Source organism: Clostridium sp. BJN0013 (genome assembly GCF_040939125.1).
Lineage (GTDB): Bacteria > Bacillota > Clostridia > Clostridiales > Clostridiaceae > Clostridium_B.
This window is the reverse complement of record NZ_CP162495.1, coordinates 1,625,527-1,644,753: the sequence shown is the minus strand read 5'-3', so window position 1 is coordinate 1,644,753 and position 19,227 is coordinate 1,625,527. Positions and strand designations below refer to the sequence as shown.

At 31.7% G+C, this 19,227-nt stretch carries 30 protein-coding genes, 3 pseudogenes and 1 other annotated feature; of the genes and pseudogenes, 9 read left to right on the top strand and 24 right to left on the bottom strand.

The features are described from left to right. Window positions 1-72: 72 nt before the first annotated feature. From AB3K27_RS08400 to AB3K27_RS08370, 7 genes and pseudogenes are all read right to left on the bottom strand, one after another. Window positions 73-270, bottom strand: a complete 198-nt coding sequence (locus AB3K27_RS08400) for a hypothetical protein (protein WP_368490755.1) — start codon at window positions 268-270, stop codon at window positions 73-75. 71 nt (window positions 271-341) lie between these two features. Further along, entirely contained in the window at window positions 342-476 is a 135-nt protein-coding gene (locus AB3K27_RS08395) for a hypothetical protein (protein WP_368490754.1), read from the bottom strand. A 14-nt stretch (window positions 477-490) separates the two neighbouring features. Then, complete coding sequence (locus AB3K27_RS08390) at window positions 491-1,318, bottom strand: DNA adenine methylase (RefSeq protein ID WP_368490753.1); 828 nt, start codon at window positions 1,316-1,318, stop codon at window positions 491-493. Continuing rightward, window positions 1,318-2,211: a phage replisome organizer N-terminal domain-containing protein gene (locus tag AB3K27_RS08385; RefSeq protein ID WP_368490752.1), complete on the bottom strand. Its 894-nt coding sequence runs from the start codon at window positions 2,209-2,211 to the stop codon at window positions 1,318-1,320. The genes AB3K27_RS08390 and AB3K27_RS08385 overlap by 1 nt, the downstream gene beginning before the upstream one ends. Window positions 2,212-2,313: 102 nt before the next feature. Then, entirely contained in the window at window positions 2,314-3,177 is an 864-nt protein-coding gene (locus tag AB3K27_RS08380) for a recombinase RecT (RefSeq protein WP_368490751.1), read from the bottom strand. Next, complete coding sequence (locus tag AB3K27_RS08375) at window positions 3,156-3,353, bottom strand: hypothetical protein (protein ID WP_368489292.1); 198 nt, start codon at window positions 3,351-3,353, stop codon at window positions 3,156-3,158. Before AB3K27_RS08375 ends, AB3K27_RS08380 begins: the two co-directional genes overlap by 22 nt. After that, window positions 3,353-4,132, bottom strand: a pseudogene (locus tag AB3K27_RS08370) (YqaJ viral recombinase family protein); the annotation flags it as partial. The pseudogene AB3K27_RS08370 and the gene AB3K27_RS08375, both read right to left, overlap by 1 nt. A gap of 143 nt (window positions 4,133-4,275) precedes the next feature. Between AB3K27_RS08370 and AB3K27_RS08365 the strand changes: the two are divergent. The 3 genes and pseudogenes from AB3K27_RS08365 to AB3K27_RS08355 all read left to right on the top strand — a co-directional run. After that, window positions 4,276-4,647: pseudogene (locus AB3K27_RS08365) on the top strand (DUF6431 domain-containing protein); the annotation flags it as partial. Window positions 4,648-5,033: 386 nt separating this feature from the next. After that, window positions 5,034-6,287, top strand: a complete 1,254-nt coding sequence (locus tag AB3K27_RS08360; RefSeq protein WP_368488021.1) for a DDE-type integrase/transposase/recombinase — start codon at window positions 5,034-5,036, stop codon at window positions 6,285-6,287. A 1-nt stretch (window position 6,288) separates the two neighbouring features. Continuing rightward, window positions 6,289-7,092: an ExeA family protein gene (locus AB3K27_RS08355; protein WP_368488020.1), complete on the top strand. Its 804-nt coding sequence runs from the start codon at window positions 6,289-6,291 to the stop codon at window positions 7,090-7,092. 225 nt (window positions 7,093-7,317) lie between these two features. Here the strand turns inward: AB3K27_RS08355 and AB3K27_RS08350 are convergent, their stop codons facing one another. The 11 genes from AB3K27_RS08350 to AB3K27_RS08300 form a co-directional block, all read right to left on the bottom strand. Then, window positions 7,318-7,482 carry a YqaJ viral recombinase family protein gene (locus tag AB3K27_RS08350; RefSeq protein WP_368491202.1) on the bottom strand — a complete coding sequence of 55 codons (165 nt, stop codon included), beginning with the start codon at window positions 7,480-7,482 and terminating at the stop codon, window positions 7,318-7,320. Window positions 7,483-7,678: 196 nt separating this feature from the next. Further along, window positions 7,679-7,975, bottom strand: coding sequence for a hypothetical protein (locus AB3K27_RS08345; RefSeq protein WP_368490750.1), 297 nt, complete (start codon window positions 7,973-7,975; stop codon window positions 7,679-7,681). Window positions 7,976-7,978: 3 nt separating this feature from the next. Next, window positions 7,979-8,119: a hypothetical protein gene (locus tag AB3K27_RS08340; RefSeq protein WP_368490749.1), complete on the bottom strand. Its 141-nt coding sequence runs from the start codon at window positions 8,117-8,119 to the stop codon at window positions 7,979-7,981. Window position 8,120: 1 nt separating this feature from the next. After that, complete coding sequence (locus tag AB3K27_RS08335; protein ID WP_368490748.1) at window positions 8,121-8,552, bottom strand: YopX family protein; 432 nt, start codon at window positions 8,550-8,552, stop codon at window positions 8,121-8,123. Between the two features lie 12 nt (window positions 8,553-8,564). Next, entirely contained in the window at window positions 8,565-8,714 is a 150-nt protein-coding gene (locus AB3K27_RS08330) for a hypothetical protein (RefSeq protein WP_368489287.1), read from the bottom strand. 13 nt (window positions 8,715-8,727) lie between these two features. Further along, a complete protein-coding gene (locus tag AB3K27_RS08325; RefSeq protein ID WP_368490747.1) occupies window positions 8,728-8,907 on the bottom strand; it encodes a hypothetical protein in 180 nt (59 codons plus the stop codon). Beyond that, window positions 8,904-9,104 carry a hypothetical protein gene (locus AB3K27_RS08320; RefSeq protein WP_368490746.1) on the bottom strand — a complete coding sequence of 67 codons (201 nt, stop codon included), beginning with the start codon at window positions 9,102-9,104 and terminating at the stop codon, window positions 8,904-8,906. The genes AB3K27_RS08325 and AB3K27_RS08320 overlap by 4 nt, the downstream gene beginning before the upstream one ends. Window positions 9,105-9,119: 15 nt before the next feature. Next, window positions 9,120-9,275 carry a hypothetical protein gene (locus AB3K27_RS08315; protein WP_368490745.1) on the bottom strand — a complete coding sequence of 52 codons (156 nt, stop codon included), beginning with the start codon at window positions 9,273-9,275 and terminating at the stop codon, window positions 9,120-9,122. Between the two features lie 8 nt (window positions 9,276-9,283). Beyond that, on the bottom strand, window positions 9,284-9,442 hold the full coding sequence (locus AB3K27_RS08310; RefSeq protein WP_368490744.1) for a hypothetical protein: 159 nt from the start codon (window positions 9,440-9,442) through the stop codon (window positions 9,284-9,286). An 11-nt stretch (window positions 9,443-9,453) separates the two neighbouring features. Continuing rightward, window positions 9,454-9,969, bottom strand: a complete 516-nt coding sequence (locus AB3K27_RS08305) for a helix-turn-helix domain-containing protein (RefSeq protein ID WP_368490743.1) — start codon at window positions 9,967-9,969, stop codon at window positions 9,454-9,456. A 113-nt stretch (window positions 9,970-10,082) separates the two neighbouring features. Continuing rightward, complete coding sequence (locus AB3K27_RS08300; protein WP_368490742.1) at window positions 10,083-10,301, bottom strand: helix-turn-helix domain-containing protein; 219 nt, start codon at window positions 10,299-10,301, stop codon at window positions 10,083-10,085. Window positions 10,302-10,487: 186 nt separating this feature from the next. On the opposite strand from AB3K27_RS08300, the gene AB3K27_RS08295 reads away from it, so the two are divergent. The 3 genes from AB3K27_RS08295 to AB3K27_RS08285 are packed head-to-tail and all read left to right on the top strand — an operon-like array spanning window position 10,488 to window position 11,432. Continuing rightward, window positions 10,488-10,790 (top strand): helix-turn-helix domain-containing protein, encoded by a 303-nt coding sequence (locus AB3K27_RS08295; protein WP_368490741.1) that lies wholly within the window; start codon window positions 10,488-10,490, stop codon window positions 10,788-10,790. A gap of 8 nt (window positions 10,791-10,798) precedes the next feature. Beyond that, on the top strand, window positions 10,799-11,110 hold the full coding sequence (locus AB3K27_RS08290) for a helix-turn-helix domain-containing protein (protein ID WP_368490740.1): 312 nt from the start codon (window positions 10,799-10,801) through the stop codon (window positions 11,108-11,110). 22 nt (window positions 11,111-11,132) lie between these two features. Continuing rightward, complete coding sequence (locus AB3K27_RS08285) at window positions 11,133-11,432, top strand: hypothetical protein (RefSeq protein WP_368490739.1); 300 nt, start codon at window positions 11,133-11,135, stop codon at window positions 11,430-11,432. Here the strand turns inward: AB3K27_RS08285 and AB3K27_RS08280 are convergent. Both AB3K27_RS08280 and AB3K27_RS08275 read right to left on the bottom strand, forming a co-directional pair. Then, window positions 11,429-12,013, bottom strand: a complete 585-nt coding sequence (locus AB3K27_RS08280; RefSeq protein ID WP_368490738.1) for a GIY-YIG nuclease family protein — start codon at window positions 12,011-12,013, stop codon at window positions 11,429-11,431. The genes AB3K27_RS08285 and AB3K27_RS08280 overlap by 4 nt on opposite strands. Then, window positions 12,010-12,216, bottom strand: a complete 207-nt coding sequence (locus AB3K27_RS08275; RefSeq protein ID WP_368490737.1) for a toxin-antitoxin system HicB family antitoxin — start codon at window positions 12,214-12,216, stop codon at window positions 12,010-12,012. Before AB3K27_RS08275 ends, AB3K27_RS08280 begins: the two co-directional genes overlap by 4 nt. A gap of 130 nt (window positions 12,217-12,346) precedes the next feature. Between AB3K27_RS08275 and AB3K27_RS08270 the strand changes: the two genes are divergently transcribed. Then, on the top strand, window positions 12,347-12,523 hold the full coding sequence (locus AB3K27_RS08270) for an Arc family DNA-binding protein (protein ID WP_368490736.1): 177 nt from the start codon (window positions 12,347-12,349) through the stop codon (window positions 12,521-12,523). Between the two features lie 112 nt (window positions 12,524-12,635). Here the strand turns inward: AB3K27_RS08270 and AB3K27_RS08265 are convergent, their stop codons facing one another. Continuing rightward, window positions 12,636-12,875 carry a helix-turn-helix transcriptional regulator gene (locus tag AB3K27_RS08265; RefSeq protein WP_368490735.1) on the bottom strand — a complete coding sequence of 80 codons (240 nt, stop codon included), beginning with the start codon at window positions 12,873-12,875 and terminating at the stop codon, window positions 12,636-12,638. Window positions 12,876-13,037: 162 nt separating this feature from the next. On the opposite strand from AB3K27_RS08265, the gene AB3K27_RS08260 reads away from it, so the two are divergent. Continuing rightward, window positions 13,038-13,832, top strand: a complete 795-nt coding sequence (locus tag AB3K27_RS08260; protein ID WP_368490734.1) for a helix-turn-helix domain-containing protein — start codon at window positions 13,038-13,040, stop codon at window positions 13,830-13,832. Window positions 13,833-14,258: 426 nt separating this feature from the next. On the opposite strand, the gene lysS is transcribed toward AB3K27_RS08260, so the two are convergent. The 3 genes from lysS to AB3K27_RS08245 form a co-directional block, all read right to left on the bottom strand. Next, window positions 14,259-15,779 (bottom strand): lysine--tRNA ligase, encoded by a 1,521-nt coding sequence (lysS, locus tag AB3K27_RS08255; protein WP_368490733.1) that lies wholly within the window; start codon window positions 15,777-15,779, stop codon window positions 14,259-14,261. Between the two features lie 85 nt (window positions 15,780-15,864). Further along, window positions 15,865-16,119 (bottom strand) — a binding site (T-box leader). A gap of 115 nt (window positions 16,120-16,234) precedes the next feature. Next, a complete protein-coding gene (locus AB3K27_RS08250; RefSeq protein ID WP_368490732.1) occupies window positions 16,235-16,513 on the bottom strand; it encodes a hypothetical protein in 279 nt (92 codons plus the stop codon). 338 nt (window positions 16,514-16,851) lie between these two features. Next, window positions 16,852-17,652, bottom strand: a complete 801-nt coding sequence (locus AB3K27_RS08245) for a YhfC family intramembrane metalloprotease (protein WP_368490731.1) — start codon at window positions 17,650-17,652, stop codon at window positions 16,852-16,854. A gap of 173 nt (window positions 17,653-17,825) precedes the next feature. Between AB3K27_RS08245 and AB3K27_RS08240 the strand changes: the two are divergent. After that, window positions 17,826-19,203, top strand: a pseudogene (locus AB3K27_RS08240) (transposase). Window positions 19,204-19,227: the final 24 nt, after the last annotated feature.

The following is a 19,227-nucleotide window of genomic DNA, read 5'->3' as shown; positions in this document are numbered from 1 at the left end:
ATTAATTCTGCTCGTCCCCTTTTCTTTGGGATTTGCTATGTTTATGGCTTAAATTGGCTATTATTTATACAATTACACAACCTGCACCTCTCCCACGCAGAACTCCGCATACCTAAAACTTTCCCGCCGGTCTTCTTCATACTTTTTCCACTTGACCAATACCAAATAGTCCGTCTTGTCGGCCACAACCCCTTTTATGAGTTTATATTTTCCACGACTGCGTTGCACCTTTAGAGTTATCTTCTCCTCTATTCTAAAATTCTTTCTCATCCTCCGAATACTATCTGTGGTATAGAATGAATCCCTAGAAAGCGTGGGTAGCTTACGCTGGATGGGTAAACCTAATTCAGACCTATCACACTCACAAGAGAAGTACTGCACCCTAATTTCTTTGCCATATCCTTTTTGGGCATAATTTCCCAGTTATCTCTTACAAAGTCAAGGGTTTCTTTCGTTTTTTCGAATGCAACTGCCATTTTTATCACCTCAATCAAACAATTTTCATTTGTTCCTCTACCTGAGGTCTATAGTTCATGAGAATTAATTCGGTCCGGATCGGACACTTATCTCCATCACTTCTAACCTCAATCTGTGAAGCTGTATTGTATTCAACCCTGTACCACCCAGAATATAATTCATCAATCAATGGATCCGGATAATAACAAACCATAGCTTTTCCCTTTATTCCTTCAATCACTTTTCTAAGCCTTACATGGTCCTCTGGCTGGAATCCACCTGCATAAATATTTTCATATCCCACATAGGGAGGATCCAGGAAGAACAGTGTTTCTTCCGTATCGTAGAAATCAATTACCTCTTCAAAATCCCTGCACAGTATATTCCATGTTTTGATTATTTGGGCCATCTTAGGTATTAAGTTAACTGCAGACCTTAGTTGCTTAGCCTTATCACAGGTCTTTGAAAGCCCCAACCCATTTCTATACTTGTGTCCTCCTCCTGAAAATGTTAGTCGCATCTTGTAGAAAAACCTGACAGCTCTTTCTAAACTGTCCTCAGGTAGGGGGTCCCATTTGTATTTTTTATAAAGAGCTTCGCTATATGGCAGCCCATCACATGCATGGAATAATTCTTCCGGTCTATCTCGTAAAACAAGCATGTAGTTTATAAGCTCATCATTTTTATCATTGACAACCGTTATTTTGGCCGGAGACTTGACACTCTTGTAAAAAGTCACAGCTCCACTCCCAAAAGTACAATCCGCAAATATTTTATGCTTAGGCATAAGCTCCAAGTACCGTTCTTCCTTGCCATGTTTGCCGCCAATCCACTTTATGTTGCTTAAATTCTTAAGTTTCACTATCCACCGTCCTCCAATCCTAGAAGTTTATTCTCCAGGTCTTTTATCTGGTCTTTGCTATAATTTCTGCCCTTGAAGTTGTTAGGGGCACTTTTCTTAACTTCACTTTTCCCTTCCACAAGCCAATTTTTTAAAATCTTCTCCATGTAGCCTAAAATAAACTTATTTTTATTCTTGACTATAACCTGTAGTGCTTCTTTGCACCAGTCATAGCCATATTTGTTTATAAAAATCTTTAAAGCTGCTAAGTGTGCAGTTATATTTTCACCTGGTTTTAATGTCTCGTAATATTTACAAAGTTCTAGTGCTTTATTATCAAGAGAGAGATCTCTTTTCTCTCTACTCTCTCTCTTATTATCTTTATCTAGATCTCTTTCTTCTTCTCTCTCTCTTTCTATAACGTGACTGTCACGTGACATTGCGTGACTATTTTGTGACGGTTCATGTTCCGTTTTTTCTGTCACATCCTTTTCACTAGATTTTGATTCTTCCAGTAGCTTTTGCTGTTTTTCTTTTTCCCTTTGCCTTTGTTTTCTAAGCCTATTTCCTTCCCTGATTTTGTCCATACTTTCTACATTTTGATGTTTATCCCAATTAGTTATTTTTAAATCATTGTTTTCAGATCTTTCAATCATTCCAAAATTCTTTAGAGTATCCAAGGCAAGCCTAACAGTATTAAGAGGCCTATTGAAGATTGTTGATAGCATTTCATCAGTGTAAGGCATATCCTCTGTAAGGAATATATACCCTCCTGCATTTGTCTTGCCTGCCTGCACTAAAAGACGCATCCATATGTAAAATATAGTGTCACGTTCAGGCATTGCATCTATTAATTTAATTTTTTCATCATCAAACATTGTTGTTGTTATCTTAATCCACTTAATCTCTGCCATAATCTCACCTTTTCTACTAAAATAAATTACTGGACATATTGGAATTTTAAGCAGCCTGCCAGATCGGTACCGGCAGTCCTGCTTTGTAATCTCTAAAGTATTCTAAATTTCCATATCTTCGGCAAATGGTGTGCCTTTGTATATATCCTTCTCATCCTGTTGCTTATTTTCTTCTTCTGCTTCCGTATACTCGACGTCTGTGGCATCCAACTCTTGTTCATCTTCCTGCCACTCTTCAGGTACCTCATAATTGTCCTCATTAGTTCTAATTATTTTACTGTCGCTTGTAATTGCTTCCTGCATATCAATACTTAAAATCCCCCAAGTTGAAAGCATGTTTTTAAGTACTGTTTTCTTGGCCATTGTATCAAAATCTGTCTGCCATGGTCCTTTTTCAAAACTCTTGCTGAATCTCCTCGCATGAGCTGTTACCTTTTCTTTATTCCAGTACACTATTTTTTCAAATCCATTTAGCAGCCTAAAGAATCCCGCATACCCTATAACTGCATCTGATTGTTTATCATCAAAATCAAGTTTTATTTCTTCTGTAAGTGGATTAAAACTCTTAAGTTGTCCTTCATAAATTTCTATTACATTTAGCTTTTCATATCGTGCAGACCTCTGGGCCATCTGTATAAACCCTCTGTATCCTATCTGAAACTGTGCTTCTAATTTTCCATGGTTTTTAAAAGGTATTATCCATGCAAAGCCCAGATTAGGATCTATGGGTAATTTCAAGGAAGCTGCCTTTAAGGCACTTCCCAAGACTGTCATGTCATCACAGCCTTTTAATTTATCCTGCTTTAAATTAAGTAAACTTGTTATAAATCCATTTGCCTGTTTATCCAGCATATCCTCAAACCTTTTCTTTATCCCCGCCGAATAGACAAGTGCTTTAAAAGGATCTTTTGGTGGTTTAGACTCTTTTTTTATAAGCTGCTTTTTTAAACTCTCTGTTGTTGCCATTGTTCTTTATCCTCCTTAAACTTGCACATTATTTTATCTTTATCACTGTCATAATATATAGAATCTATAAAATACTCACAATCGCTTGGATCATATAATTTAAAATCTTCATTATTCATAGTCTTCAATTGAGCATTAAAGCTATTTATAAGCGTTCTAAATGCTGGATTTCCCATTATGCTTGTACCTCCTTGATACTGAATTTTCTATAGGAACTGGTATTCAAATATTGCTTAAATAGTTCCGGATGGTCCTTCTTAAATCTTTTATTGTCAAATTTATTAGCAGTTATACTCTTCCAGTCAATTTCATATTTATGTGCATACCCAATCTCTGCCTCGCCTAGCTCAAGTTTTATATTGTTTTCAATTTCTTTTGCCTGCAGCTCAAGGGTTTTTATTGTATTTTTAAGTTCAAGGTAATCTCTAATCTTGTCCTTATATTCAGATTTTAAATTTACAACCGTCCCCGGAGCTGAGTCCTTGAATCTTTCTTTTAAATATCTTTCTGCCGCATCAGAACCATCCAACTTAGGCGGCACTCTTTTAAGTACATTGTTTTCCCAGAAGTCTTTTTCTTTGGCCACAATTATGTTTATAAGTTCCTCATCTCTTTGGACTTCCTTGTATATAAACTTTTGTCCGCCTATAAGCACGGCTATATATGCCTTTTCATCCCCTGTAACAGCCAGATAGTGCATAACCTGTGCCAGATAGCTTACTGGTATTTCTTCACTTTCCCAGCCCTTAACCAGATATGCATTTGTAGTTTTACATTCTAGCAATGATTTCTCTCCAACTATTTCTCTATCTAAATTTGCAGTCATAAAAGGATATTTTATACTTTGAAGTATTGCATTTCTCTTCCTTACTTTTTTACCAGTTTCTTTTGAAAATCTTTTTGCTACCATAGGTTCAAGCACTATCCCCCAATAAGCAGCTTCACTTTGTTCGTTTGGTGTAGATTTGTATTTTACACGCTCTCAAATATCAGTTATTATTTCAAATTAATTTAACCACTAGAATGAAAAAAGGATAAAAGAATATGAGAAATATATCTAACATTCTTTTATCCTTTGTTTTTGATATAAAATAAGAAATGGAGAAGCCACCGATCAAAGTTACTTCTCCAAATCTGAATAGAACTATAAAGATAGTTCAAACCAATAATATTATGATAATAGATTTTACAGTAAATTTCAATAATTATGATGATAGGATTTTAAAAAATTATTCAATTATTATTTATACTTGTCCAAAGTGTGGCGCAAAACATTCCTTAACTAGACATGGCTGCTACGAAAGAAATGTCTTCCTTATTGATGAATTTGACAATATACAAGATAGAAAGATGCTTATTTTAAGGGTTAAATGCTCTTCATGTAGGAGCACTCACGCTATTTTGCCCAATGATATTATACCTTATTGTATTTATTCTTTTTCATTTATTTTAAAGGTTCTAACAGCATATTATTCTAAGCAGCATAAAGTTAAGGAAATAAGTTCGAATTTCTCTATTTCTTTTCAAGTCATTTATGTGTTTATATCAAAACTTTCATCATTTCTTAATTCTTGTAAATCTGTTTTAAGAAGCCTAAGCTCCTCCATGGCTTCTACTCTAGATGCGATAGTACCCGCAATTGCCAACTATCAATTGAATGGGAACTTTTTATACCAATATTTCTTTAACTCTCAGTGGATATTTCTAATGCTTAAGTTTCAAAATGTTTTACCTCGTCCAATTTATATTGGGGGCTTCTACTGAGTACTTTTTCCAACCCACATAACTCTTGAATAGAATTTGATAGCTTGTCCTGGTAATATCAAATCAAATATATTTTAAGGAGGTTTTTCATTGTGAAAGATAAAGGAAAACAAGCCATAGCTCTTTTTAGATTCTCTTTAATAGCTCCTTTAGTAAATGAAACTTATGAAGCTGCTTCTAAAAATCAATTTTTTAGAGATATTGCGTCTAAAGAACATACTTTACCAAATGGACATAACATTAAAATTTCCTCTGGAACCATAAAAAAGTGGTTTCTAAATTATAAACATGGTGGTTTTGATGCACTTATACCTAAGGCGAGAGCCGATGTAGGACAACCTAGAAATATTGATGCTAATGCTATTGCAAAAATTCATGAATTAAAAGAAAGATTACCCTATATAACAGGAAGCTTAGTTTATCAAAAGCTTATTGAAGAAGGATATGTTAAAGAGAGTAAAACTTCTTTAGCAACAGTTTTAAGATACATAAGGGAAAATAACTTGAAAAGAAGCCAATTAGCTCCTGTAGATAGAAAAGCTTATGAAATGGAGTTTGCAAACGATTGTTGGCAGTCAGACACTTCCTATGGCCCTATTATTAAGGTTACTGGACAACAAAAGAAGAAAACTTTCTTGATAAGCTTTATCGATGATGCCTCCCGGCTAATACTTCATGGTGAATTTTTTTTTCAAGACAATGCGGTGAATATGCAGACTGTATTTAAAAAAGCTGTTTCAAAATATGGAATTCCTAAAAGACTATTTGTAGATAATGGAGGAACCTATAAAAATGATCAGTTACAGCTAATTTGTGCTTCTTTAGGAATTGAGTTAATTCATACAAAGGCTTACAGTCCAGAGTCAAAAGGTAAAATAGAAAGGTCCTTTAGAACTATAAAAGATAACTGGATGAATGGCATCAATTGGAATGATTACACTTCGTTAGAAGCCTTAAATATAGATTTCAATAAATACTTAAATGAGAAATATATCAATTGTATTCACTCCTCTTTAAGTATAACCCCTAGAGAAAGATATATTCAAGATATGGATAAAATGAAATTTATACCACATGAAGAATTAGATAACCATTTTCTACATCGAGTAAGTAGAAAGGTTAGTAATGACGCTACAATTAAATTAAATTGTCTTCAATTTGAAGTTCCTGCAAAGTATATAGGGCAAAGAATTAATTTAAGGTACTCACCTATAGATTTAAATAAGGCATTCATTTTTGACAAAGACAATAATATATGCGATACAGTTTATCCATTAAAAAAGGTTGATAATTCAAAGATTAAGAGAAATGTTATAGATTATTCTAAAGTCAATGGAGGAGAATAAAATGTATAAAGCTTATTGGGGAATGGAGTTTAATCCCTTTGAGAAAGGCTTAAGCGAAAAAAACTTTTTTCAATCTCAAGATTTTTCACAGGCAATGTCACGATTAGAGCATCTTAAAAATATTAAAGGAATAGGACTATTTACAGGTCAGTCAGGCATAGGAAAGACCTATACTTTACGATGTTTTACAAATTCATTGAACTCAAATTTATACAAAGTTATTTATCTAACACTATCTACTGTTACAGTATTGGAATTTTATAAATCCCTCGCCTACGGCTTAGGTGTAGAAATCTATTCAAAGAAAATAGATCTGTTTAAAGCAATCCAGGAAAGAATTATTTCATTATGTAGGGATAAAAAAATCACACCTGTAATTATTGTAGATGAGGCACAATACTTGAAAACAGAGGTTTTAAATGACCTTAAATTACTATTAAATTTTGATATGGACTCTAGAAATTATGCTGTGCTAATACTTTGCGGACAACCTCTTTTAAACAACATACTTTCAAAACAAATCCATGAAGCCTTAAAACAAAGAATTGTAATTAACTATAACTATGAAGGAATATCCAAAGAAGAAGTTATTGAGTATATTTCTTCAAGGCTAAAGCTTTGTGGAGTGTTCACTGAAATATTTAACGATAACGCTTTAGAAGCTGTAAATTCTTGTTGTAATGGTTCTACAAGAATACTAAATTTTCTTATTGAAAAATGTTTAATGATAGGCTATCAAAAAAACTTAAAAGTTATTGATACAGAAACAGTAATGTTAGCGCAAAATGAGATAAATCTTATTTAATTGAGGAATTCGTAAATAAAGTACCTTTGTTTCCATAATAGATATATTAAACTTTGAAGAAATACACAATTTATTAGAGCAGTTATCTGCTCTTTTTCTTATATAGGTTAAATTTGCTTGCAAAAGTTGGTTAATTTATTGTGATTAAAGGATATTCTATTGTGAAAATCTATATTGGGCCAGGATAAAATAGTTTGAAAAAAGTAGGAGAAAACAAAGTGTAAATCAACAGTTTGGTTCAACTATGTCTTGAGTTTTATCAATATATACATCAAAGGGCGTTTTATAATTATTCACTCCAAGGATTGCCCCTGCATCAGAGCCTCCAATCCCTTGCTGTCTGCTCTTTAGCCATTCTATTTCTGTCATATCTTTAGTTTTGGTCAACACCTTGTACAACTTTTGCACCTCCTACATATTTACTTTTTTCTATAGAAGTAATAAATACTACTCACATAAATCGCACTACTACATAATATATAAAGAAATCATATATCATTCTCTCCCATATTTGATTTTTCCCCCATTCTGCGGTAGAATGGGGATGATATAAATTTAATTTTGTGCCCTTTGGCGAGGGCCTTTTTTATTTCTCTGGCATTTGATAAACAATATATGAGGTAGATGTGTTACTAACATTACCTTCTGATTTAGATAAAAACTTTGTTGTGTGTGTAAATTCTACACAATTTGAAATTTCATTTTGTATTTCATCCAATACCTCAATAGCTCTTTTGTCAGTGCCATAATCCCCTAATATAAAGCATGAATCCAATGTATCAAAGGGTGGAATCCATCCTAGTATTTGCCCTGGCTGATTGTAATTGATATTCGTCGCCTGTATTTTGACCATAGCTTTCTTGTCTTGTGATCTAATCCACATATTCTATCCCTCCACAAATATTTTTACTTCTTCATCTGTAAGCGCATCAATATCCTTAAAGGTCTCCCCAGATACCGGATCATAAAGTTCTCCATTGTTATCCAGTTCGCACTCTCTAAGTTTCTTTACTGTAAGTGCATCCATATTACTCACCTTCTTTTAAAAGTTCTGGATTAGAATAAATGTTGCCTATAACCTCACATTTATCAAATCCGGCATAGCATACCTTAAAAGGATTCTTCTCTGATAAATTTTTTGAATCCCAATATCCTTCTTCATCAAAATACACTTTGGTTGTTGTAAGTGGTGTATTTTCTTTTCCATAAAAGACTTGCAATATATCGCCCTCATATATCTCCCTGTTGTTCTTGTCCTTCAAGCCTGTATACTGACCTATTGTTTCGTGATTAACCTCATACCAAATTCCAAACCATCCAATAAAGAATTGTCCTTTATTTGAAAACATTTGGCCTGTTGCCCACTCGCCATTTTTTAATAGCTTCCTAAATTCATTTTTTTCAACAACATGCTTCCCATTGTCTATGACAATTCCTCTGAATTTAATTTCTCTTTGCATCTGCTACGCCTCCTAATCCTTCTTAATATCCAACTGCTTGTACACGCCTTCCAAGTACCTTGCTCTTTCTCTGTAGAATTCTATAAAATCAAAGCTTTCTTCTAAAAGTGCTTTTAGATTTTTGTTTTCCTTCTGCAGCTTTACAAACTTCTTATCTCTCATCTATTGGCCTCCTTCAAGCACTCATCAGCACTTTTAAACTTCTTTTCGCAATAGTAAACATCTGCTGCAAGCTTGTCTTTTTACCGAACTTAACCCTGTTTTCCCTTATGTCGTCTGTGGTAATTTGCATTATTTCTTTGAACTCTTGGTCAGTCACTTGAATGCCGGAATCTTGGAATAATTTTCTTATCATGCACCTATTCTCCTTTCCAACCAATTATCAAATTCAGACCCAAATCTTCCGTTTAAGTTATAGTCATCCTTAATGCCTTTCTCCTTCATAAACTCATACCACATATCATTCACCCAAAGTATATATTGATATCCTCTTACCTTACTTGGGTCTGTACCTGTAGCCTTGAGATAAGCTCTATATCGTTGATTGAACATTTTATTCCTCCCTCCCTAATACCTAATCGCCTTAAGTACCTTTTTAGTCTTGACATCCACTGGTGTGAAGCTCTCCATATCCTGTGAAAACCTTAAGTAGTCCTTTGGGTTTTTACCCATATCTCTTAGTACTTCCTCCTGCCTTTTGGACAGTTTTCTTAGGTTTGTCATTTTGTCGCCTACCTTTCTTTACTTCCCTGTCTCCTATCAAATTCAGATATCAGATACCCAAGTTCGTCGTGTGTTAACTCTTCTGATACTGCATCTGCAAGAAGTATAGAAAACTTCTTAACAAGTTCTGTCCTGTCCTTCGGTAGTGATACAATTGCTGAATACATATAAGTACCTCCTATCTTTTGATGTATTTTCTACTAATGAGCTTTTCTTTCTGAACTTTAAACATCTCCTGAATGTTTAAATTAAATTCCTTACACATAACTGCTATATAAATTGCACTTGCATTATATACATCTATGGTTTCTTGAATGCTTTCAACTATGTTTTGAACATCTTCCATAGTGCATGTCTTTGGATTTTTAGAAGTTTTGACCAAAGATATAGCCTGTATTGCTTCATCAAGTTCTTCTATCGCTTTTTCTCTTACTGCTGCCCTGTGCAAGTCGGCAGCTTCTCCATCCAGCCAATTAATATTAAATACATCTCCTGTTACTTCACTAACGGCTTGAAAATATATAAAGGGATTGTCCAACTCCTTGCATATAATCCTCAAATTATCTTTTGTAAGATTTCTTCCGCCTGTTTCTATTGCTGAAATTGTCTTGTCTGATAAAAAACTCATCTGACCCAACTGCTCCTGTGTCATCCCCCTTTCTTCCCTAGCTTCCTTTATCGCAGTTCCTATCATTCTTTCTGTCACCTCCCTTCGCTGTAGAATCTCTGATAGATATTTTTTGAAATGTAGATTTTACCATATTTATATCTACCTTTAAATTTGCTATATTTAATTAAATGAGTTGGCTATACTACTTCCTTTTGAGTTGAATCTGTTTCGTCTAGCTCTAGTAGCTTACTTACTGGTACTTGTAAAGCTTGAGATATGCTTTTTAATTTATCGATTGTAGGACTTACTTTATCAGATTCAATATCACTCAATAAAGATTGTGAGATTCCTGCAATCCTAGCCAGTTTATTTTGACTGATGTTTTTTTCTTGCCGTAATAATTTTATAATTTTCACTTTGAGATACCTCCTATGTTTTAATTTTATCGTTATATCGATTAAATGTAAAATAATATAATCGATATATAGATTGATCGTTTGATATTATCTCTCTTAGGCTTTAAATTTCTTTATTTTTTATTGATTTAAAGTTTAAGCAATCATATAATAATTATAGATATATCGATAAAAGGATTGATTAATATGAACATTGGTAAAAAAATTAAATCACTAAGATTATTAAATAATTACTCTACGACCAAACTTTCCAAAGAGGCTGGTATTGCTCAATCATATTTAAGTGATATTGAATCCGGCAAAAGCAATCCTACTATAGAGAAACTTTCAAAGATATTAGATGTCTTTAATATTTCACTAGCTGAATTTTTTACTGAGGATGAAAATATTGTATTACCTCGTGAATTTAAAGAACTTTTAAAAGATATTAAAAATCTATCACCTGAACAGATTCAATTGTTATCTCAACTCGTCAAAAATATGAAATAGGTGATAAAATGTTTAATATCGGTAATAGAATTAGAGAGTTACGAAAATTTAATAATATAACTACTACAGAATTATCAAATAAAATTGGTATATCTCAGGCTCAATTAAGCAGAATAGAAAATAACGTTAATACTGCTCAATTTGATACCATTATGAAAATATGCGAGGTTTTCTCTATTACTCTTTCTGAGTTTTTCAATGATGATAATTCAGACCCTATAGTTCTTACCTCTGAACTCAAGGAACTTTTAAATAGTGCTAAAGATTTAACTCCAGAACAATTGGAGTTGTTATCTAAATTTATACAATCCCTAAAATAAATTCTGAAAGGATATGATATAAATGCCTTCTACCGAGAAACTATTACAACAAATACTTGACTCTCAAAATAAGACTAATGAACGCCTTGATGGTATTGAATCAAAATTTAATGGCCTTCAATCTCAAGTTCAAGAAAATACCCTAATACTCAAAGCTCTTGAACATAATTCACAGGTACATAAGGCTGAAATAGATAATTTAACCCATGCTGTTGCTGAATTATCCGGTGATGTAAAATCGATTAAAGCTGCTGTAACTAAAGGCGAAAAAGCTTATAATTTTCTTGAAAACTTTAACAAGTTTTCTACATCTGAGAATTAAGCTGACATCAAATATTTTTTCTCAAGTATTGCTTTTATGGCTTTATAGTCATTGCCAAAATCAATAAGGACTGATATTTGATTTTCAACGTGAGTTTCACAATGTTCACTTGTTTTTATGATATTAAGAGCTTTTTGCTTTAATTCATTTGGGATAGCACCATGTATACCTTTGTATATGTTTATTTCAAGAATCAACGAATCCATTTTTGCATTAATTAAATCTGTGATGTAATTGCCGATTTTTAATATAGCAATTTCCTTGCTAAATATATTAAACTCAGGTTCAACTTCTGAAATCTCGTTATTAATTTGAAAATTGCAAGTTGATAAGAAATTTTTAGCTGTTACAAAGTCGATTTTAAACCATTCTCCTATTAACCAATAATTTCTAAATTTATCATGAGCTATTGTTTCTAACTCTCTATAATTGGAACACATGGGAGACAAATAACTGTTTCTTGCAACTATACCAGATTGAGTTTCTATGTCTCTTAACCGTTTTTGTGGATTTATAGTTCTGCCTATTTTAACGTTTCCTAAACCATTGTCCACAATATATACATGACCTAGTTTATTCATTGGTTTACTGCCTCCTTCTGAGTTATTGTTTCTTTTAATATTGTTGCCCCTTTGCTAAATAAAGGCTTATCACAAAAATTCGTTATAATCATTAATATATACGCATTTTTAGATATTCCTAATTCCTTAGCTTTGTTTGTTAGTGTTTCATCAAGTTCTTTAGGTATTCTTAAAGTAGTTTGTTTTTTGTTAGGTGCTATCACTTTACTATCACCACCTTTATCCTCATTATATAGTGATGTCACTTAAATGTCAATATGGCAGTATGAAATATTTTCTAAAAATGATACTATAGTGATATCATTTTAAAATCATCAAAGAGGTGTATTATATATGGCTACAAATAAAAGAGTTTTCACTTTGAGATTACAAGAAGAAAATTTTGAAAAAATAAAATATATTTCAGATAGAAATAAGCGTTCCATTTCCATGCAGATAGAATATTTAGTTGAAGAATGTATTAGAAATTTTGAAGAAGAAAATGGAAATATTAAAATTAAAGAAAATTAATTTTTTACTTGAACTGTGTCGTGTTTTACTTTACCGTTATCAGCAATTACTTTTGAAGTTGTAAAAGGAACAGCATCAATTTTGTTAGGCTCTAGGAATACTAATTTAATCATTAGCTCGCTATCTCCTTTTGCTTATTGTGGCTTATTGTATCATTTTGGGGTAAAAAATTAATATTTTCTACCATGACACCAAAATATGATGCAAGTTTACCTGCTATATCAATTTTAGGAATTCTTAATCCATTTTCATAATGCGAGTATGTAGCACGATTTATTTCTATAGCTTTTGAAATCTCTTTTTGAGTTTTATTCTTTTTAACTCTGAGTTCTTTTAGACTATACTTCTTCATACGTTTCTCCTTTCTAAATATTTTTTGATACATTTTGTATCTATGTTTAGATTATAGTTGCTTTTTGTATCGTTGTCAATATGCTTTACAAAAAAATATACTTTTTGTATCATGTGTTTGTTTTTGTATCATTTTTTGATAATATAAAGTGAGGTGTAATTTATGAATATAGCACATAATTTAAAAGAACTTAGAACTAGAAAAGGATTAACACAAGATGAATTGAGTAAACTATTAAATATAAATAGAGCTACTTATGCTCATTATGAAACTGGTAGGAGAGAACCAGATTTAGAAACGTTAAAAATGCTTGCTAAATTTTTTAATGTTACATTGGATCAATTAGCAGGTTCTATTATTGATCCGGAATGTGGTTCTAGTGCATTTTTACATAAAGCATTATCAGAATTATACCCTGATAAATTAACTAAGATGAGTTATAATGAACTATTAGAGGAAATCAAGAAAGATCCAGAGAGATTAAAACTAATACAATTAATGCTAAATAATAAAAATACTCATAGTAATATAGAACAAGTTTCAGAACCAGCTAAGATGGATGTAAAAATTTCCACTGCTTTAAAAAAACTAAGATATGCTAAAAATGTAAAGCAAGAAGATGTTGCTAAAGCCATAGGAATATCTAAAAGTGGTTATGGATATTATGAACAAGGGAGAAGTATGCCAGATCCCGAAATGCTATTAAAATTAGCTAAATATTTTACTGTTTCAGTAGATTATCTACTAGGTAATACAGATAAAAAAGAACCGGAAATTGAAAGCAACATTCCAAAAAAATACTCAGATAAAGATAAAAAAATATTAGATGATATATCTTCTTTGGATGATGATTTAAAAAAGGAAGCTGAAAAATATATTGAATTGCTTAAACTTAAGCAAAGTATGGATGCTGGTAAAGACGAAAGCTCAGCCATTTTGGATCAAGACATTTGTTGAATGGACTGAAGAATAAATATAGAAGAACTTGAGAAGATTTAGGATTGGTAAATGAATATAATTCTTTTTGTAATAATATTACTCAAATTTTATAATTTGAGTTTTATTTTTACTCGTTAGAGAAAATATTGTAATTCTAACTTTAGTATTTGTTTATTATTAAATATTTAGTATAAATTTTAAGTTAACATAACTTACTGAATATATAAAATATCACAAAAGTGAATTAATGCGAATTAATTAAACTTGAGTCAATTAAGTTAAAGAAAACCTTCCATCAACTAAGAATATATCATTATTAAAATTTTTTGTAACTAAAAATACATATAAAAAATTAAATAACATATAACAACAGAAGGACTCATATCAACACTTTTTATCAGTGATATGAGTCCTTTTTCTTATATTGTATATATTATTTTATTATTATCTTTTAATTAGAGGAAATGCTATAATATCTTTTATGGTATAAGAACCAGTAAGAAACATTATCATTCTATCAATACCTATTCCTAATCCTCCAGTTGGTGGCATTGCAGTATCGATAGCAACAGCGAATTCCTCATCCATTGGACTTGCTGTTTCAAGCCCAGCTCTTAGTTTTGACGCTTGTTCATGCAAAAGTATTCTTTGCTTCAATGGGTCATTAAGTTCTGAATAAGCGTTCCCAAGCTCAACACCATAAGCATAAGGTTCAAACCTTTCAATTAAATCCGAGTTATGTCTATGAATCTTACATAACGGAGAAGATTCTTCAGGAAAGTCTATAACAAAGGTTGGTTGAATTAGTTTCTTTTCAGAATACACTTCAAACAAATTAATTATTAATTCTCCCTTTGAACATTCATCAATAACTAACCCCTCATTTTGACTTTCTATTAAGAGCTCATTGTCCTTAATACTTTTAATAATTTCTTCCATGGTAAGTGTCTCAACATCAATTCCTGTATCCTTTTTTACAAGGTCACACATCTTCGCTCTCTTCCACGGAGCTTTAAAATCAATTTCTACGTCTCCATACTGAATCTTTGTTGTTCCATTAACCTTATTAAATACATATTCATATATATTCTCCATAAGTTTCATCATGTCATTATAGTCAGCATAAGACATATAACATTCAAACAAGCTAAATTCTGGATAATGTGTTCTATCAATTCCCTCATTTCTAAAAGCTCTTGCAAAGGTATAAACTCTTTCAATTCCTCCAACTATGAGTCTTTTTAAATATAATTCTGGAGAAACATTCATATATACATTACAATCCAATGCGTTAACAAATGTTGTAAATGGCTTTGCTTCTCCTCCACCGTATTTAGTATCCAGAATAGGAGTATCTGCCTCAATAAAGTTTAAATTGTTTAAATATTCCCTGATAGCTGTTATGGCTTTTGAACGTTTAATAAATCGTTCTTTAACACCCTCATTCATTATCATATCTAATGAACGATGTCTTTGCCTTAAGTCAGCATCTTGTATACCGTGATATTTTTCTGGAAGTGTTCTAATGGACTTTGACAATAATTCAAACTGATTTACTCTAATAGTGATTTCACCTGTCTGTGTCTTAAATACAGCTCCATCAACTCCAATAATATCTCCTACATCAATTAATTTTAAGATTTTATAACTTTTAGCACCTATTAGCTTTTTACTTAAGAATATTTGTATATTTCCTTTTTCATCTACAATATTGGCAAATGTGGCATTTCCCATCCTTCTTATTAGCATAACTCTTCCTGCTAATGTGAATTCTTGTTCTTCTTTTATATTTTCAAAGTTATCAAAAATATCCTTAGTATGAGTTATATTTTTGTAGCTATAAGGATATGGATTAACTCCCAATTCATAAAGCTTATTTAACTTTTTAACTCTTTCTGCTACAAATTCATTTGAATCTGGCATTATCTTTTCTAAGTTTTCTATACTTTCAAATTCCTTATACATTTTAGCTATACCACCTTTAAATATTTATTTATGATTTAATAGATTTTTAGACAAATAAAAAAAACTTCACCTCCAAGATTTTAATCTTGAGGACGAAAGTTATATATTCGTGGTACCACCTCAGTTTATCCATATGTTGCCACATAGACCTCTTCAAGTACATAATTAATTGTATACTCTATAACTTATAACGGGTTATACCGTCACAGCCTACCTCTAAAGCCAGACTCGGTGTGCAACTCTGAGACCTTCTTCAATAAAAAAATCCTTGCTCATTCTCACCTTGTAGAGCTCTCTGTAAATTCATATATTTATCTACTCTTCTCTTCATAGTCTTTAAAAGATTATAACATAAAAAAATTACATATGTCCTTACTTCAAATCACTACTATTTATGTGAATAAATAGTAGTGATCATATGCTAAGAGTAATTCGCATTAATTTAATAATTTTAACTAATACACTTCAAAATAATCTCCAAAGTAGCTTGATGATTTTTCATCATTGTCATTACTAAAGGTAACTTCTTTTTCTGACCCATCTTGTACAATGATTACGTCAATACCTTCTTGTCTAAAAAGATACTTTTTACCCATAACAAAAAATAACTCTTTTGGTTCTCTCTCACAAATGCACTCACCTTCATATTTACCAATGTCTTTAACACTCTTTTCATCAACCATTGGTATGTCTCCTTTTCTAATATTCTTTAGCATTTCCCCATAATTATTCATTGTATTCCTCCTTCCATAAAATATCCTTCTAATTATCCATTGTACCCTTATTCTTCTAAAATATCTCTTATGGATCATATTCTGGTAAGCTAATTTTTTGAATTTTACAGTTTTATTGTAGATTTAATATATTCATCTCTACAATTAACTGCAATTTTCATTGAGCTCAGAATATATATTTTTTTAAGATTTTTTCCGAAAAAATTATTGCAAAAATGAATTAATTAAGAACTATAAACAAAATGGAACTATATAAGCTACAGCTTCATTTTATATATCTAATTCAAAGTTTATTTACAATAATATTACATCCATATTTTTTAGTTATTCATGCCGTTTTAATACACCTTTTCAGAAGAAGTTTTGTCAAATAAACCCTTTGATTTAATAATGAAAATTAAAGATATAATAGCGACTACTAAAACTACACCCTCTATCAAAAATATACTTTTGATCTTTCCTGCTTGATACAAAGCAGCAGGAAAATCAATTATAGCATGGATTATTATAGCATATAAAAGATATATTTTTTTCCCTTTTTTAATTCCATATAACACCACAAGAGATAGCGCTATATGTAATGGCAGTACCAGCATTCTTTCTATACCTATAAATCCAAACATGTAAGACGGAGTGTTCTCTAAGCTATTTTTTATTGATGCTAACATACTAACAGGAAGCTTGGCACTAAGAACTTTTTCAAAAGTACCAGAGTTTATTAAATTTGAATATACTATATTCTGTATACTTGCAACTCCGCCTATTAATATAGCCTCTATTCCGCCATGACCTATACCATAGGCGACTCCATCTTTCCATTCTCTTTGGCCTTTAAGTAAAAACTTAAAACCAATATATCTACCCACTTCTTCAAATATTCCTGCTGCAAGTCCTCCATAAATCATAAATAGCCATGAATTCTTTAATAATGCTATGGTATGAGGGTTTTTTGTTAATACAAAATAATGTAATGCTTTTTCTAAAATCTGAGAAAATATTATAAATATTAATACTCCTATAAATACACATTTTATTGATATTTTATACTTTTTATAAAAGTAAGCTACTAACCCTAAAGGTAACCCAACTGAAATAATTAAAGATATAATTAAAAACATAATTGATGTATTACTTACCATAAAATTCCTCCTTTCATATATAGAGATCTACATAGGGTTTGCGAAACGCTATAACCCGCATAAATGCGGTATATTTTTTGTTGTAAAATAGAATAACTCCTCACTGATTTATGGTAAAATTGAATTGCCAAGAAACAAAATCACCATATACCTCAGAAAGGAGTTATATACTTATGATACCATATAAACAGCTTTCTTTGGCAGAAGTTTTTTCTGATTGCAAAGAAAAATTTGAAAACAACAAGCCCCAGTTTCTTTCTTTACTTGAAGATACTATTGATCTGGATGATTTAGTTCCAGTTTCTTTTATAAATCATTTTTATGCTTCTACTGGAAGACCTCGTAAATATACACTTTATGCCATGCTTCGTGCTTTGATTTTGCAGCGTATTTTTTCTATTCCTACAGATTCCCTTTTGATTATTTTTCTTAAATATTCAAAAGAGTTGAGGGATTTTTGCGGTTTCACCAAAGTTCCTGATGCTTCTAAATTCACACGCTTTAGACAAGATTTTATTTTGGACTTACAATCAATGTTCCATAATCTTGTTAATATTACTGAGCCAATATGTCAACAAATTGATAAGAACCTTGCTTCTATGACTATCTTTGATACTTCTGGTATTGAAGCTTTCGTCACTGAAAACAACCCTAAATATGCTAACCGCATCATAAAACAACTTAAAGCTTTTAAGAAGACACATGGTCTGGATGATTCTTATGACCCTTATAAAGCTGCTTACAGGGCTATGCCTTCTCATGCTGCAGCTAATCCAGCCATCCAGCAGATGTACATTAACGGTCATTTTTGTTACGCTTTTAAATTTGGCATTGTAACCAACGGCCTTGGTATTGTGAGAGATATTTCATTTTACAACCAAGATTTCCTTAAAACTCATCCAGATATCGTTGTTGAGAAAAAATCCAATTCTCCTGATGAAGATAAGTCCCTTGCTGATTCTAAAGCACTTATACCTGTCCTTAAGGATTTTTTTGAAAAACATCCTTTGATAAATCCTAAAACTTTTTTAGGTGACGCTGCTTTTGATAGTATTGAAATTTATCAATATCTTTTTCAAGAACTAAAGTTTGAAAAAGCATATATTCCACTAAAAACTAAGCTTGCACCAGAAGAATCCGATTGTCCTTTGAATGAAGATGGTATTCCATGCTGCCCTCATGATCATTCACTACCCATGAAGCAAGAAGGCAGCAAATCACACTTACGCTCAGAAATTCCAACAATGAAATTCGTTTGCCCTAAAATGAAATGGATTTATAATAAAGAAACGAAAAAGAGTAAACGAAAAACTCTTTGTGAAGATCCTTGTACTAAATCATCTTGTGGCAGAATGTTCTACATTTATCCAGAAAAAAATTTGCGTGCATACCCAGGAACAACTCGTGGTTCCCAAGATTGGAATTATACTTATAAAATTCGTTCTACTGTTGAAAAAAGCATTGGACATTTTAAAAACAGCTATTGCATTGCAAACCGTAGAACACAAAATGAAAAAACTCTTCATGCTGACTTACTTCTTTCAGGCATAACCCAGCTAATAACAGTTGTTATAG